The organism is Pseudomonas sp. FFPRI_1 (assembly GCF_055384485.1).
Genome location: NZ_AP029168.1, coordinates 5,574,284 through 5,589,257, shown reverse-complemented (window position 1 = coordinate 5,589,257; position 14,974 = coordinate 5,574,284). Strand labels below are relative to the sequence as shown.

Here is a 14,974-nt window from a genome sequence, read left to right as displayed (position 1 = left end):
ACCGCGACGGTTCGTGGAGCCCCTGGCTGGCCAAGACGCGGGATTCGGACGCCGTGGGGGCGTTCCTCCTGACCCGCTGCACAGGGCAGATAGCCTCGGGTCATTGAGGCACGTCAGCCCCGACGACGCCCTTGGCTTATGGGCTGGGCGTCGCGGGCGGAGGATCGGTTCAATGGCGTTGTTGCAGGGGCTGCCGCTGAACCTCGCGGTGGTCTTCCAGTTGCACTTCCTTGAGGGGCACGGCGCCCACGGCCAGGACCTTTTCGATACTCAGGTCGTCTCCCTGGGCGGCCAGCAACTTCTGCAGGCGCTGGAATTCGCCGCACCAAATGGTCTCGATGTCCTGGTCGCGTCCCTGATCGCGCTGGGCGCTGAGGGCCACGGCGCGCACTTGCAGGCGACCGTTGTCGGCGTTGCCTCCGACTTCCACGCCATAGCCCGGGGTGGCGCTCTTGCGCAGTACCACTCGGCCGTCCCGGGCCCAGGCGGTGGCCATGCCTTCGCGGACTTCATAGCCCAGGCTGCTCAAGCCTTCGAGCACTGCCTGGCGGCGGGCCAGGGCCGCTCGCTGTTGCAGCTCGCTCTCGATCATCGCGCTGAAGCGGGTGATCAACGGCTCCACGGGTGCCATGTTGGCCAGGTTGCAGTGCTCGGCCTCGGCCAGCGATTGAGCGGCGGTATCCCCGAGCAAGGTCGCGGCTTCGCTCGCCAGTTCCTGGAGGCGGGCCAGGCGAGCGCGGCGTTGCTGGCTGTCACGGGTGGCCTGGGCCAACTCCAGCACCAGGCTGTCCAGCAGCAGGTTGCGCTGCTGGGTGCGAGTCTCGGCATCGATCTGGCGCAACTTGACCAGGTAGGGTTCGGCGCTGGCCTGCTGGTCCAGGGTCAGCAACTGGGCAATGTGCTGCTCGATGCGCTCCAGCCGCGGTTCGGCCTGTTCATGGGCTGCCCGCCATTGCGCCAGGGACTGGGGCGCGGGATCTTCCTGCAGGCGCCGGGCCAGTTGCTGCTGGGCCTGGCTCAGGCCCGGTTGTTCGGCGGCGGCGCTGAGGCTGGCGAAACCCTGGGCGAGGATTGACTCGACCGCCTCAGTGGATTGGCCGTCGGCGATTTCCTGCAACTGCTGCCGCAGCTGGGGGCTGATCGGCCTAGCCTCCAGGGCGCCCAGCAGGGTCGTGGCATTTTCCCGCTGGCGCCGGGCCAGTTGCCGCTGTTGCGTGGCCTGTTGGACTGCCCGGGTTTCCCGCTGCTGCAGGTCGTCCTTGAGAAACTCGATTTCGATCGGCACCTGGCGCTGCAACTCCTGCAGGCGATCGGCGTCGATCAGGCTGCGCAATTGCTCGAAGCGAGCCTGGGTCGCCGCCTGTTCCTCTGCGCTCAGTTGCCCCAGGCGCTGGCCCTGTTGTTCCCAGCGGGCAATCGCCTGTTCCAGGCGCCGCAGATGGCCGGCGCAGATCTCGAGGATTTCTTCGCGGGTAACGATACGCACCACTTTCGGGCCGCTCATGGGGTGTTCTCCGTGTCCAGCAGTGCTTGGGGTTGAGTCGCCGGCTCGGCACTGGTAGCCGGGCTCAGGGCTCGCTCGATGACCGCTTGCAGGCGGCTGCGCTCGGCTTCGCCGTCCTGGTACCAACCCTGGGATGAGACCCGGTGCAGGTGCGGGATGGCCCGGCCCAGCACCGACGGCCGCCAGATTTCCCGGGAGCGGGCGCGGGCCAGCAGGCCGTGGCGCGGGGTGTCGCATTCGATGCCCAGGGCATAGAGCCCGGTGTCGGGGTGCTCGATGGCAAAATCCAGGCCGAAGGCATCGCCTTCGTTGGCGCTGACCGGGTTCCAGCCCAGGGAGCGGATAAAGGCCGCCACCGCCTCGGTGAAGCCATCGCTGTGGGCGGTGTGCTGGGCACGCAGGTCCTGGCGCTCGGTGACCAGTCGCCCGAGCAGTTGCTGGCCGCTGCCGAACTCTCCGGCGGACAGGGCACGGGCGTACTCCAGGTAGCCTTGCAGGTAGTCCCGCGGGCTGGCGGGCGGGCGTTGGGTGGTGAGCATGTCGGAGATGTCGGCGATCGGCATCGAGGTGATCATCACCACCTTGCGCCGGGCGCGGGTCACCGCCACGTTGAGCCGGCGCTCGCCACCGGTTTGCCCCAGCACCCCGAAGTTGCGCCGGAAGCTGCCCTGGCTGTTGCGGCCGAAGGTCGAGGAAAACACGATGATGTCGCGCTCGTCGCCCTGGACGTTCTCGACGTTCTTGACGAACACCGACATGTCTTCGCCATCCTCGCTGCGCTCGCGCTCCTGGCTGTAGGCGGCGCGGAACACAGGGTCCTGCTCGGCACGCAGTTCCAGGCGTTCCTCGATCAGGTCGGCCTGCTTGCGGTTGAAGGTCACCACCCCCACTGACGGTCGCTCGGCGTACGGCGTCTGCCAGAGCCCGGCCAGGTAGTCCACCACCCGTTCGGCCTCGTCGGGGTTGATCTGTTGCTGGTAGACGCCGTCCACGCGGATCAGCTCCAGGGGCTTGATGGCGAGGATATTGGCCTGGGGATGACGCACCGGAATGCTCAGGCGGTTGCCATAGAACGAAGCGTTGGAAAAACCGATCAGCTCGCGGTAGGCCGAGCGGTAGTGGATCTGCAAGGTGGTGGCGGGCAAGGCGCTGCGGGCCAGTTGCAACAGGTCCGGGCAGTCCTTGATTTCCCGGCGGTTCCAGGTGTCTTCGAAGGCTTCGCGCTGTTCCTCGTCGGCCTCGGCATCCGGCTGTTCACCGTCGAACAGCTCGGCCTCGTCGCTTTCCACCCGGCTGGAGAAAAACGCCGTGGGCGGCATTTGCTTCTCGTCGCCGCTGACCACGGTGATCCGGCCCCGGTACAGGGTGGGCAAGGCGAACTCCACCGGCATCTGCGAGGCCTCGTCGTAGATCACGATGTCGAACAACCCGGGCTTGAGCGGCAACACCCGGCTGGCCACGTCCGGGTTCATCAGCCACACCGGCCGCAGGCTCATCAGCCCCAGGCCCGCGCCCATCTCCATGAATTCCCGCAGCCTTCGCGAACGGCGCCCGGTCAGGCGGGTGACGTCTTCCCACTGCTTGCGGGTGCCCAGGCGCGCCAGGTCGATGCCTTCGCTGAGCAGTTGACGGTTGAGGGCGCGCATCTGGGTGTCGGCCTGTGCCAGGCTGCTGATCTTCGCCGCGGTTTCGTTCTGTTCCAGCATCAGTTCCGGGCGCTGCTGCTCCATCTGGCGTTTCCAGCCCAGGCGCGCTTCGCGGTTGAGCATGCGCCGGACCGTCCCTTCCAGCTGCTCGGCAGGGATCGTATCCAGGGTGTTCTGGTAGTCCCGCAGCACCGCCAGCAGTTCCAGGTCTGCGGCCGACAACTGGCTGGCGCGCGCGCGGAAGGCCTGGTAGGCCGGCAGGCTCGGCAAGGCCTCGCGCAGTGGCTCGAGGGTCGGCTGATTGCCCTGGTTGAGGTCCACCCGTTGCTGCAGTTGGTCCAGCAGGTCCGGCTGCAGCCATGGGCTCAGGCGTTGCAGGGCGTTGCGGCTGTCCTGGCGCACGCTGTGGCGGATAAAGGCCGCGTCGTAACCGGCCAGCAGGCTGTCCAGGGACTGGCGTTCGCCGCTCAGCGCCACGGCGTCCACCTGTTCGACCCGGGGCGCTTCGGCCAGGGCCAGGGCCAGGGCGCGGATCTCCTCCAGTTGGCCAAGGTCCTGGCGTACCTGGGGCAGCAGCCCGGGGCCGCAGTCATCGGCCACGGCCTCCAGGGCCAATGGCTGATGCAGCTGTTGCAACTGGCTGCGCAATGGCCGCCATTGGCTTTCCAGCAGGGCCGCCGCGAGCAGTGCGGGCAGGCCCGATGGCTCGGCGGCCTGGCCCTGTTCGGCGAGAAAACCCAGCAACTGGCGCTGGCGCAGCAGCCGCAAGGGGTTGAGGCGAGCCAGCCAGGAGCGGGCCTGGATCACCTTGCGGGCCCGCTGCTGCAGGGTGCGCAACTGGGAAGCGCTCAAACGGCTCAGGCCAGGGGCCAGGGCCTGTTGATGAACCGTCGTATCGCATGCTTCCAGTTGCTGCTGGAGCGCTTGCAGGGCCTGGATCAGCCCGTTGCCTTCAGCCGCTTGGCCGGGCTGCTGACGAAACAGCGGCAGCCAGCGCGCCAGCCGCTGGCGGCGCTGGTCGTCCAGGCCCAGCAGGTTGTGCACATGGCGTTCGAGCCAGGCGCGATAAGGCGCGGGGTCGTCGACTTCAAAGCTGGCGGGGTGCGCCTGCAGGGTTTGCAGGCGTCGGGTTTCACAGTCCAGCAGGCGCTGCAAGCCTTCGCTGAAGGCTTGCAGGGTCGCCGGGTCGGTGGGAAAGGCCTGGAGCCTGGCCAGGGCGCTGTGCTCGTAGCGGGCCGGCAGCCACAGGCGGATCAGCGGCGCGCAGGCCTCTTCCAGGCGGGTCAGGTCGGCGATGTCGAGACCGGCCAGATGCTCGCGCAAGACCGGGACATCCAGGGCCGGCAGGCCCTGTTCCAGGCCGATCAGTTCGCCGATCAACTGGCGATAGCTCAGGCCGCTGTGCTCATCGACCCGATGCAGGCTCTGGTGGAAGCGGTCCAGTTCACCCTCCAGGGCCTCGATCCGCGCCGCCAGGCGCTCACGCTGACGCAACCAGGGCTGCTCGGGGGCCTCTTCCTTGAACAGGGCTTCGAGTTGCTCACGGACGCTGCGGATCACCGGCTCGCGGTCGCGGTTGATGTCGTTGAGCATCACCACCCGGTTGCCCAGGCCCTCGGCCACTAGGCGCTTGTGCACCACTTCCAGGGCCGCGTGCTTCTGGCAGACGATCAGCAGGCTGCGTTGGCGGCCGATGGCGTCGGCCACCATGTTGACGATGGTCTGACTCTTGCCGGTGCCCGGAGGCCCCTCCACCAGCAGCCCGGGCGCCTGGCGGGCCTGCAGCACCGCAGCCTCCTGGGACGGGTCGCTGGCAACGGTGAAGAAGCGCTGCAGTTCCGGCACCGCGTGCGGCGCGTCGACACCGGCGCTGTCGCTGCCGGCCTGCAGGCGCAGGGCGGTCTCCAGCCCGGTGCCGCCAGGGGGCAGGGCCTTGAGCTGGCGCAGGTCCTCGCCGATGGCCTGGCCCATGAAGGCAACATGAAACAGCACCCCGGCACAGGCCAGTTGATCCTGGTAGGGCTGCACTTCGGTGGACGCCGCGGGCAGGTTGGCCAGTACCCGGGAACGCGGTGTCGCCAGCATGCCGAAGGCATCCATGACATCGGCGGCCTTGAGGGCCGAACGTCCCAGCACTTCATCGGCGGCCTTGCGCCAGACCTTGGCGGCGTCTATTCCCAGCAGGGTGTCGAGCCCCGGGTTGAGGCGCACTTCCTCGCGCTCGCTGTCGAACACCAGGGCCACCTTGCCCCGGCTGCCGACCTCCAGCACCAGCTTGATCGGCCACAGCAGCAGCGGGGCGATCCGCGTGCGGGTGGTGCCCCGCGGGTCCCGGGTCAGGAGGAAGGGAAACCCCAGGTACAGGCCGTCGATGCCGGTGTCGCGCTTGTACAGCGAGCTCTGCCGGTACAGGCTGTTGAGCCGCAGTTCCAGCTGCGGGTTTTCGCCGAAGCACGCAGGGTCGAGGCTGATGGGCTGGGCGTTGCGTGCGACCAGGTGGTCCAGCAGTGCCGGAGCCGGGCTGCGCTCACTGTGCAGTTCGTGGAGATCGACCCGGGCGGTGGTCTTGCCGATGCTCATGCGCACCAGGGGCCCGCGCAGCACCACGCTGGCGACCTTTTTCTCGAAGAAATCGAGAATCTGCGAAACATAGTGCTGCTTCTGCGGCTCCAGCCATTGCTCGGTGCCAATCGCCAGCAGCACCAGGGCCTTGGCCAGGGGCATGCGCCGCTCCAGGCGGAACTGCTCGGCCCAGTCATCGACAGCGGGCACGCCGCAGCGGGCGAAACCGCTGATGCGCTCATCCACTTCCCGGTACAGGGCCGGGCGCGGCAGGCTCAGGAGGTTGCGGGCCGCCACGGGATCGAAGCTCAGGACCACGGCTTCCCGGGCCAGGGTCGCGGCCTCTTCGAGGATCGCGTCCACCGAGCGGAACTGGCCAATGGCGGCGCTGAGCAGCACGATCAGGTCTTCTTCGCTGATGGCGCGGCGGTCGGACAGGGACAAGATGCCGTTGTGCTCGCTGTCGGGCAGCAGGCGCTGGTGCTCTTGCCACCGGGCGGCCAGGCGCGCGCGGGAGCTGGACAGCAGGTAGATGCGCAGCTGGTCTTCATCCAGCTCGATGCCCTGGTGCTGGGCCCGCTGGCGCACCTGCTGCTCCCGCAGCTTGAGCCGGGACAGCCAGTGTTCGGTTTCCAGGCGTTCGAGCAGGTCCGGCGCCGGACCGCTGATCAACCGGTAGCCTTCCAGGGGATGTTCCAGCAACCAGCCGGGGGTGACGATTTCGCCGCGCAGGATCAGCGGCATTTCCGGGTTCAGCAGCTTCAGCGCCAGCATCAGCCGGGTGTCGTCCTCCAGCCCTTCGTGCTGGGCCACCTGGCGCAGACCCGCCAGTTGCCGTGCAGAGGCCCCGGCCTGTTCGGCCCAGGTGACGATCACTCCCCGCAGCAGATGATCCAGGGCCTGGGGCCAGTGTTCGGCCTCGGCCGCCGCCAGGGCGAACAGGCTTGGCCGGCGCAGGCGCCGATTGCCCAGGGCGATGGTCGCGCCTTGGTCGGCGTCCTCCTCGCTGGTGGCCGAACTCGGCGCGCTGGGGCTTTCGCCCTGCAGCCAGGCCTGGACTTGGGGCCATTGCCAGCGCTGGTGCCGGTCACGGGCCAGCAAGCCGCGCAGCAAGAGTTCCTGGCGCGGGTCGAGGTCATCCGGCAGCAGCACGCCGTTGGCCAGGACGTGAATCAGGTAGGCGTTGGCGTTGATCCCGGCAAAGCAGGCGCCCTGGGTCAACTGCTCCAGCAGGATCATCCCCAGGCTCCACCAGTCGGAAGCTGCGGCCACCCCGCCGGCGATGGCTTCCGGGGCCATGTAGCGGCTGGTTTCCAGCGGCGAGACGATGTCCAGGTCGAACTCCGACAGGCGCGCCGAGCCAAAGCCGCTGATCACCAGGTCCAGGGGGTCGCGGCTGCGCACCAGCAGGGTGGCCGGGCGCAGGTCGCGGTGGCGCAATCCGGCCTCGCTGAAGGCATGCAGGGCCTGACCCAGTTCACGGACGATGTGCTGCACCGCGGCCGTGTCATGCAGGACGTTGCCCAGGTCCGCCAGGGTGCCGCCGGTGAGTTCCTCGGCGACTTCAAAGGCGCGCTCGTCCCAGCGCCCGGTGAGGATGATTTGCGGTACATGTTCCCGGGGCAGGCGCTTGAGGGCCTCGTACACCGAGGGGTCGGGCTCGGCGCCGGCCTGATAGAGGGTCAGGACCGCCTGGTGCCCGCTCTCCCGCTGCTCGGCGAGAAAGCGTTCGCGCACGGCGGTGCCGCTGATCTGGCGCAGCAGGCGCCAGCCTTCGATCACTGTCTCGCTGTCGCTGTCGCTGTCGCTGGTCGGTGCTTGGGCAACCGCCGGTACGGGTGGCTGCTCACCGGGGGCCGCCGGATCGGCGCCACACTCCAGGCACATCAGGTCGCCCGCGGCCATGGCGTGACCGTTGGCACAGAGCAATGCCGGTTCGCTGTCCTGCACGGCAGCAGGCTGCTGTTCGAGCACTTCTTGGGTGACCACCGGCTGCGGCCGCCAGCCCTGCGGGTGAATCGCCACCGTGGACAGTTCCCAGCCGCAGGTTCGGTTGTCCACGCGGCCTTCGCAGAAGATTTCGGCCAGGGAGCGTTCGGTCTGGCAATTGGGGCAAAAACGTATCATCGGTAACGGTTCCGGTTAACGGCGGCGTGAGGTGTGGGCACTGATCTGCAGTTGATGGCCCTGGTTGTGGAGCAGGTCGCGCAGGCGCAGTACATCGTCCCGGCGCGGGATTCCGGCCATCCAGATGCTGCCATCGTCGTCGAACATCAGGTCCAGGGCCCGGTCTTCGGCTTGCAGGGGGCGCTGGTAGGCAGACAGGCGCTGGCGGCCCAGCTGGGTCAACAGGACTAGGCGCTGATTGTCGCTGCCCCGTAGGACCAGCGTTTGCGCCTGTTGTTGCTCGAACGGGTCGCAGATCAGCGCATCCAGCAGGCCGTCGGCTTGGTGCAGGAGCGGCTGCAGGCGTTCCAGGGGATGGCCGCTGTAGGCCAGGATGTCCACCGGCGTGCGCTGGCGCAGCCCTTGAAGCAGGGCCAGCAGGGCGTCGGGCTGGTCGAAGGGTTCGCCGCCGGACAGGGTGATGCCCTCGGCCTGGGCCAGCCAGGGTTGCAGGTCGTGCAGCAGTTGTTGCAAGGGCAGCGGCTGCTTGCCCGGGCCCCAGGTGTCCGCGGAAATGCACCCCGGGCAGCGGATGCTGCAGCCCTGGAACCACAGGCCCAGGCGTTGCCCCGGCCCCAGGGTGGTGACCGGGAAATGGACCCGCGACAGGCTGATGTTCACGGCTCGCGGCTTAACAGCGACAGGCCGCCCTGTTGCAACTGGCGGACTTCGAAGTGCTGGCCCGGCTGGGCGTCCTGGTCGAACAGGGCGCGGGCCAGGGGGTTGAGCAGGTGCGCTTCGAGCTGGTTGCGAATGCCCCGGCCACCGTTGGACAGGTCCCCCAGGCACAGCTGGCGAAGTTGCTGCAGGGAGCTGTCATCGAGCTGGACGTGCAGGGACTGGGCCGCCAGGTCGGCAAGGATATTGCCGACCATCTGCTGGAAGATCTGCTCGGCGATGTCCGGTCGGATGAAGTCGAAGACGATGATGTTCTCGCCGATCCGGTTGAGGATCTCCGGGCGGTTGAGCACCAGTTTGAAGTAGCGTTCGATTTCCCCCTGGACCTTGCCCTGGACCGCTTCGAAGGCTTCGCCGGGTTGCACGTTGGCCACCCGCTCGCCGTTGTCGCCCTGGCGGTAGATGCCCAGGTTGGAGGTGAAGACGATCAGCGCCTCGGAAAAGTACACCCGGTCGCCCCGGCCGGAGGTCAGTACGCCGTCATCGAGGATCTGCAGGAACTTGTCGAGGATGCGCGGATGGGCCTTTTCGATTTCGTCGAACAGCACCACGCTGAACGGCTTCTCGCGGATCGCGTTGGTCAGCTCACCGCCCACGTCGTAACCGACGTAGCCGGGTGGGGCGCCCACCAGGCGCTGGTCGGCATGTTCGGCACTGAATTCCGACATATCGAAACGGATGTAGGCACTTTCATCGCCGAACAGCAGGCTGGTGATGGTTTTCGCCAGCTCGGTCTTGCCGACCCCGGTGGGCCCGGCCAGAAACGCCACGCCCCGGGGCCGATTGCCCTTGCGGCTGGCGCCGACCCCGGTCATGGCGCGCTTGACGATATCCAGCATGTGGGTCACGGCGTGGCCCTGGCCCTTGACCCGCTGGCGGATGAAGTCGTCGGCCTGGCGGATGCGCTGGCGGTCGATCTTCAGCCAGGGGTCTTCGGTGACTCCGACCTTGTAGCGGCGCACGGCGTCGGCAATGCGTTCCAGGGGCAGGCCTTCGACCCGGGCCAGTTGCACGATGGCATTGAGGTCGAGCAGCAGCAGGCCTTCGGTGTTTTCGACAAAGGCGCGCAGTGCCTGGTCGCGGCTTTCGTCACTGGCCTCCTGGGCCCCGGGCAAACCACGCAGCAGCGCCGGTGCCAGGGCCTGGCGGGCTTGCTGATCCGGTTTGGACACGGGGATCTGCCGTAGCCGCGGGTTGTCGATAAGCATCCAGTCGGGCAGGTCGCCTTCCTTTTCCACCACCCAGATGATGCTGTTGAAAAACGGTGTGCGCTGCTCTCCGGCCGGCCGGCTACGGGCCTGGTGGGACAGCACCAGGGCCAGGGTGAACAGTTGATGTTCGGCGGCGCTCAGGGCGTCGTTGCGCACCACCAGCCGGGAGGCGAAGTCGACGATCAGGGCCAAGGGCTCGCCCTGGCGCGCCACCAGGCGCGGCAAGGTCGCCGCCAGCAGATCCAGGCCCGCGGGGGCGGCGCCCTCCACCGGGGTCAGGCCCAACTCGCGCAACAGGGTGTCGGCCTGGGCCGGGTCGCTGCCCGGTGGCAGCAACACCGATAGCCCCTTCAGCGGGTCCCAGCTGAGCACCTGGCTGTAGCCGGCGGCCAGCAGTTCGTCCCGCAGGTTGAGGTTGAAGGGTTGTGGGGTGATAGTGCCGGGAGCGACTTCACTGGCCTGCAGGTCGCGGACATTGCCGGACAGCACGAACTGACTTTTCAGGGGCAGGAAGCGCAACAGGTCGCGCAGCCAGCGCGGCTTTTCGTAAGGGGCAGTCCTTGGCATGGAAGCGAGGCTCGTCGTAGGAAGCAGGAGGCGACATTAGCATAGGGAAGTTTTTACTTACGATGCTTCGGGTGTCTTCTTACATGACTCTGCTTGTGCGTGGGAACCGGCGGCCTAGGGCAGCAGGCTGGGGCATGCGGCGCAGGCTACTGCCCTGGGGCATCCGCTGGAGCACCGGGCTCGAGCAAGCGGGCGCCGGCGCCGTCTTCTCCCAGGTAATCATCCTGATTGCGCAGCGGGCAGCCCTCCATCGACAGGCAGCCGCAGCCGATGCACAGGTTCAGGCGTTCGCGCAGCTGGTTCAGCTGGTGGATGCGCTCGTCCAGCTCGCGGCTCCATTGTTCCGACAAACGTCGCCAGTCTGCGGCGCTGGGGGAGCGGTCGACAGGCAGGGTCGCCAGGGCCCGGCCGATCTCCGCCAGGGGAATTCCCAAGCGTTGCGCCACTTTGATCAGGGCCACCCGGCGCAGCATCGAGCGCGGGTAGCGCCGCTGGTTGCCCGGGTTGCGGTTGCTGCTGATCAGGCCCTTGGTTTCATAGAAGTGCAGCGCAGTCACCGCCACGCCGCTGCGAGCGGCGAGTTGGCCGACGCTGAGTTCCTTGTGCACGGCATCGTGTTCGATCATCAGAAGCTACCGGTGTGAAAAAAGGGGCTTGACCTTGACTTAACTAGAGGTTTTACCCTGCAGCGCATTCAATCACAAGATTCGCTATCAGCGCAGTGGGGAGTCGTCCATGGCATCGTTTGAGAGAAACCGCAGCTTCACCCAATTGATCGAATTCGAGATCGAGCCTCACCAGCAGCAGGCCCTGGTGTCGGCCCTGGCCGAGCAGAGCGAGCGCCTGGCCCAGGGTTATGGCGGCTTTTTGAGTGCCAGTGTGCAGGCCAGCGACGACGGCCGGCGGGTGCTCAACTACCTGCAGTGGCAGTCCCGGGAGGCCGGTGAGGCGGCCTTCCAGCGCATCGAGAGTGGCGAGCTGGATTTTTGGCAACTGATCCTCGCCCACCAGGCCAAGACCGTGACCTTCGGCTCGTTCCAGGTGCTGAGCAGTATCGCCCGCAGCCCTGACAATGCCTTGCACTGCCACCTGCTGGGCTAGATCGACAGTTGCAGGGTGCGCTCGTTGGGCTGCTGTACGGAGCGGCGCTTGTTCACCGCCAGTTCGCCGATCTTGATCAGTCGGGTGCGGGTGACATTGCGGCTCAGGCCCAGCAGGTTGGCGGTGTGTACCTGGTTGTAGTGGCTGAAGCGGTAGGCCGCGCGCAGCAGGGCGTCCTCGACCTTTTCGTGCAGGGCCCCGGCCTGTTCCGCAAAGAGTTTCTGAAAAGCGCGCTCTAGCAGGGCCTCGGCGGAGTCGTCGTGGCTCGGGTGGTCGTCGGCGCGTTCGATGCGCATGTTCGACAGGCGCAGGTCGCTGTGTTCGATGACGCCGTTGCGGCAAATCAGCAGGGTGTGGTGGATGACGTTTTCCAGCTCGCGGATGTTGCCCGGCCAGCTGTAGCCTCTGAGCTTGTGCTCGGCCTCCTGGCTGATGCTGATACGGCCGTAGCCCAGGCGCTGGCTGTAGGCCTCGATGAAATGCCGGGTCAGCGGCAGGATGTCGCCGGGGCGCTCGCGCAAGGGGCTCAGCTCCAGGCTGACCACGTCCAGGCGGTAGTACAGGTCTTCGCGAAAGTGACCGGCGTTGATGGCCTTTTCCAGCTGCACGTTGGTCGCCGCCAACACCCGTACGTCGATGGGAATGCTCTTGCGCGAGCCCAGGCGCACCACTTCGCGCTCCTGCAACACCCGCAGCAGCTTGACCTGGATGGCCATGGGCAGGTCGCCGATCTCGTCGAGGAACAGGGTGCCGCCGTCGGCCTCCTCGAACCAGCCGGCCTTGGCGCTGAGGGCGCCGGTGAAGGCGCCTTTTTCATGGCCGAACAGTTCCGCCTCCACCAGGGATTCGGAAAAGGCGCCGCAATTCACCGCGACGAAGGGGCGGTTGCGCCGGGCGCTGAGGTTGTGAATATGGCGGGCCACCAGCTCTTTGCCGGTCCCGGTCTCGCCGATGATCAGCACGCTGGCTTCGCTCGGCGCCACCTGCTGCAGGTGCGCCAGCAGGGCCTGGGACTTGGGGTCTTCGAACACTTGCGCCGTGGCGCGGATCGAGGTCGCCAGGGCGGGGGAGGGGGGTAGGGTCAGAAGCCGCATCGGCACTCTCCGGGGCAGAAGGCTAGGAATAGAAGGTCGGCGTCGGCAGGGCCTGGTTCAGCGCCCAATCGCCCAGTTCGTGAAGCTTGTAGTCCAGCGGGTCGTGCAGGGTCTGGGTGCGCAGGTTGCGCCAGTGGCGGTCCAGGCGCAGGGAGGCGTGGGTCGAGCGGGCGCCGGTGACTTCGAACAGCCGGCTGCACAGTTCCAGGCCCTGGCGGCTGGCGGCGACCTTGGCGGTGGCGATGGCCGTGGCCAGGTGCCCGCGTTCCTCGGCACTCAGGGCCGGGCCCTTGGCCCAGGCCTGGTCCAACTGCGCGGCGGCCCGTTCCACCAGCAGGCGGATGCCTTCCAGGGCGACCCAGAAATCCCCGTAGTGGCTGAGGATATAAGGATCCTGATGCACCTCCTGGGCGCTGGATTTATGCCAGGCCCGGGTTTCGCTGAGGGTGTAGTGCCGGGCTTCCGCAAAGGCGCCTTCGGCGATGCCGAGGAACATATGGGTGAAGGTCAACTGGGCGATCAGGGGCCGCAGGCAGGCGAACGGCGTGCTCAGGGGGCCTGGGTCCAGCAGCAGTTCCGACTCTTCCACCCGCACCCGTTCGAAGCTGGCGCTGCCGCTGTCGGTCTGGCGCTGGCCCATGTTGTTCCAGTCGTTGTGCAGGGTGATGCCGCTGCGGCCACTGGGAATCGCGGCGATCAGCAGCTTGCCGCCGTTGCTTTCATCCACCGCCGAGGCGATGAGCATTTCCGAGTCGGTGGCGCCGGAACAAAAGCTCTTCTTGCCGGAAAACTCGCGCCAGCCGCCGAGGTTCTTCACGACGGTGCGGGTGTCCAGTGGGTTGAGGGCGTTGCCCCAGAACCAGTTCTTGCGCGCGGTCTGCTCGAACCAGGGTTGCCATTGCTCGGGCCGGGCGAACAGGCGCACGGTGGCCAGCATCAGATGGTGGAAGCCGAAGACGTGGGCGATGGAGCTGTCGACCCGGGCGAACTCGCGAACGATGTTCAGGGTCTCGCTCCAGGGGGCGCCCAGGCCGCCGAACTGGGTGGGGATGCTCAGGGCCAGCAGGCCGCTGTGGCGCAGGGCATCGCGCTCGGCCTTGGGGGTGCCACCGCGCTCGTCGCGTTCGACGGCGGTCAGGGCAAACTCGGCGGCCAGTTGGCGGGCGGTGTGCAAGGGGGATAACAGGGCGCTTTGCGGTTTGGCAGTCACGCGGTGTTCCTCATCGGTAGGGGCAGGGGAGGCCGGCCTACGGCGGTGCGCAAGGGCTTGCGGACGGCCAGCGGCATCGATCAGGCCTTGGCGTGGGCGGGCAGCACATCGTTGGCGATCATTTCGCCGAACGGCCCGGTCAGGTTGGTGACGCCACGGCCGGCGAGGCTGGCGTAGGGTTGCGGCAGCAGCGGGAACACCAGTTCGGCAAAGCGATAGGCCTCTTCCAGATGGGGGTAGCCGGAGAAGATGAAACTCTCGATGCCCAGGTCGGCGTATTCCTTGATGCGCTGCGCCACTTGCTGCGGGTTGCCCACCAGGGCGGTGCCGGCGCCGCCCCGCACCAGGCCGACACCGGCCCAGAGGTTGGGCGCGATCCGCAGGTTGTCGCGGCGCCCGTCATGCAGCGCCGCCATGCGCCGCTGGCCCTCGGAGTCGAAGCGCGAGAAGGACTGCTGGGCGGCGGCGATGGTCTCGTCGCTGATGTGTTCGATCAGTTGGTCGGCGGCCGCCCAGGCTTGCTCCTCGGTCTCGCGCACGATCACATGCAGGCGAATGCCGAACTTCACCTGGCGCCCCTTGCGTGCCGCACGCTGGCGCACGTCGGCGAGTTTTTCGGCCACCGCAGCCGGAGGCTCGCCCCAGGTCAGGTAGACATCCACCTGGTCGGCGGCCAGTTCATGGGCGGCCTCGGAGGAACCGCCGAAATACAGTGGCGGGTAGGGTTTCTGCACCGGTGGATACAGCGCCTTGGCGTTCTGCACGTGCAGGTGCTTGCCGTGGAAGTCCACTGACTCGCCTTGCAGCACGCGGCGCCAGATGCTCAGGAATTCGTCGGTGACTTCGTAGCGTTCGCTGTGGCTGAGGAAGCTGCCGTCGCCACGGTTCTCGTCCGGGTCGCCGCCGGTGACCACGTTGATCAGCAAGCGGCCGTTGGACAGCCGGTCCAGGGTTGCCGCCATGCGTGCGGAGACGGTGGGCGAGATGATCCCCGGGCGGATCGCCACCAGGTAGCGCAGGCGCTCGGTCAGCGGCACCAGGGCCGAGGCGATGACCCAGGAGTCCTCGCAGGAGCGCCCGGTGGGAATCAGCACGCCGTGGTAACCCAGGCTGTCGGCGGCCTGGGCCACCTGCTTGAGGTAGTTGAGGGTGACCGGGCGGGCGCCCTGGGTGGTGCCCAGGTAATGGCCGTCGCCGTGGGTCGGTAGAAACCAGAACACGTCCATGCAAGCTCC

9 protein-coding genes are annotated in these 14,974 nt (G+C 67.4%); 1 reads left to right on the top strand and 8 read right to left on the bottom strand.

Annotation, left to right across the window (positions count from 1 at the left end):
- Window positions 1–169 precede the first annotated feature (169 nt).
- The 5 genes from ACZ5BO_RS24750 to soxR form a co-directional block, all read right to left on the bottom strand.
- A complete protein-coding gene (locus ACZ5BO_RS24750) occupies window positions 170–1,504 on the bottom strand; it encodes a coiled-coil domain-containing protein (RefSeq protein ID WP_464696817.1) in 1,335 nt (444 codons plus the stop codon).
- On the bottom strand, window positions 1,501–7,839 hold the full coding sequence (locus tag ACZ5BO_RS24745) for an AAA domain-containing protein (RefSeq protein WP_464696816.1): 6,339 nt from the start codon (window positions 7,837–7,839) through the stop codon (window positions 1,501–1,503). Before ACZ5BO_RS24745 ends, ACZ5BO_RS24750 begins: the two co-directional genes overlap by 4 nt.
- Before the next feature lie 15 nt (window positions 7,840–7,854).
- Window positions 7,855–8,499 (bottom strand): 4Fe-4S single cluster domain-containing protein, encoded by a 645-nt coding sequence (locus ACZ5BO_RS24740; RefSeq protein ID WP_464696815.1) that lies wholly within the window; start codon window positions 8,497–8,499, stop codon window positions 7,855–7,857.
- A complete protein-coding gene (locus ACZ5BO_RS24735) occupies window positions 8,496–10,334 on the bottom strand; it encodes an AAA family ATPase (RefSeq protein ID WP_464696814.1) in 1,839 nt (612 codons plus the stop codon). Before ACZ5BO_RS24735 ends, ACZ5BO_RS24740 begins: the two co-directional genes overlap by 4 nt.
- Before the next feature lie 146 nt (window positions 10,335–10,480).
- Window positions 10,481–10,960 (bottom strand): redox-sensitive transcriptional activator SoxR, encoded by a 480-nt coding sequence (gene soxR, locus ACZ5BO_RS24730; protein ID WP_025127289.1) that lies wholly within the window; start codon window positions 10,958–10,960, stop codon window positions 10,481–10,483.
- Window positions 10,961–11,069: 109 nt separating this feature from the next.
- Here soxR and ACZ5BO_RS24725 point away from each other — a divergent pair, with 109 nt between their 5' ends.
- The gene (locus ACZ5BO_RS24725; RefSeq protein WP_025127290.1) at window positions 11,070–11,435 is read left to right on the top strand and encodes an antibiotic biosynthesis monooxygenase; all 366 of its coding nucleotides are present in this window, start codon (window positions 11,070–11,072) and stop codon (window positions 11,433–11,435) included.
- On the opposite strand, the gene ACZ5BO_RS24720 is transcribed toward ACZ5BO_RS24725, so the two are convergent.
- From ACZ5BO_RS24720 to ssuD, 3 genes are all read right to left on the bottom strand, one after another.
- Window positions 11,432–12,529: a sigma-54 interaction domain-containing protein gene (locus tag ACZ5BO_RS24720; protein ID WP_464696813.1), complete on the bottom strand. Its 1,098-nt coding sequence runs from the start codon at window positions 12,527–12,529 to the stop codon at window positions 11,432–11,434. The two genes, ACZ5BO_RS24725 and ACZ5BO_RS24720, sit on opposite strands and share 4 nt — an antisense overlap.
- 22 nt (window positions 12,530–12,551) lie before the next feature.
- A complete protein-coding gene (locus tag ACZ5BO_RS24715; RefSeq protein WP_025127292.1) occupies window positions 12,552–13,739 on the bottom strand; it encodes an acyl-CoA dehydrogenase family protein in 1,188 nt (395 codons plus the stop codon).
- An 80-nt stretch (window positions 13,740–13,819) separates the two neighbouring features.
- Window positions 13,820–14,965 carry an FMNH2-dependent alkanesulfonate monooxygenase gene (ssuD, locus tag ACZ5BO_RS24710; RefSeq protein ID WP_025127293.1) on the bottom strand — a complete coding sequence of 382 codons (1,146 nt, stop codon included), beginning with the start codon at window positions 14,963–14,965 and terminating at the stop codon, window positions 13,820–13,822.
- Window positions 14,966–14,974: the final 9 nt, after the last annotated feature.

Coding starts and splice junctions, on each gene's coding strand:
- ssuD (WP_025127293.1), bottom strand. CDS start 14,965: ATGGACGTGTTCTGGTTTCTACCGACCCACGGCGACGGCCATTACCTG.
- ACZ5BO_RS24745 (WP_464696816.1), bottom strand. CDS start 7,839: ATGATACGTTTTTGCCCCAATTGCCAGACCGAACGCTCCCTGGCCGAA.
- ACZ5BO_RS24725 (WP_025127290.1), top strand. CDS start 11,070: ATGGCATCGTTTGAGAGAAACCGCAGCTTCACCCAATTGATCGAATTC.
- ACZ5BO_RS24750 (WP_464696817.1), bottom strand. CDS start 1,504: ATGAGCGGCCCGAAAGTGGTGCGTATCGTTACCCGCGAAGAAATCCTC.
- ACZ5BO_RS24735 (WP_464696814.1), bottom strand. CDS start 10,334: ATGCCAAGGACTGCCCCTTACGAAAAGCCGCGCTGGCTGCGCGACCTG.
- soxR (WP_025127289.1), bottom strand. CDS start 10,960: ATGATCGAACACGATGCCGTGCACAAGGAACTCAGCGTCGGCCAACTC.
- ACZ5BO_RS24720 (WP_464696813.1), bottom strand. CDS start 12,529: ATGCGGCTTCTGACCCTACCCCCCTCCCCCGCCCTGGCGACCTCGATC.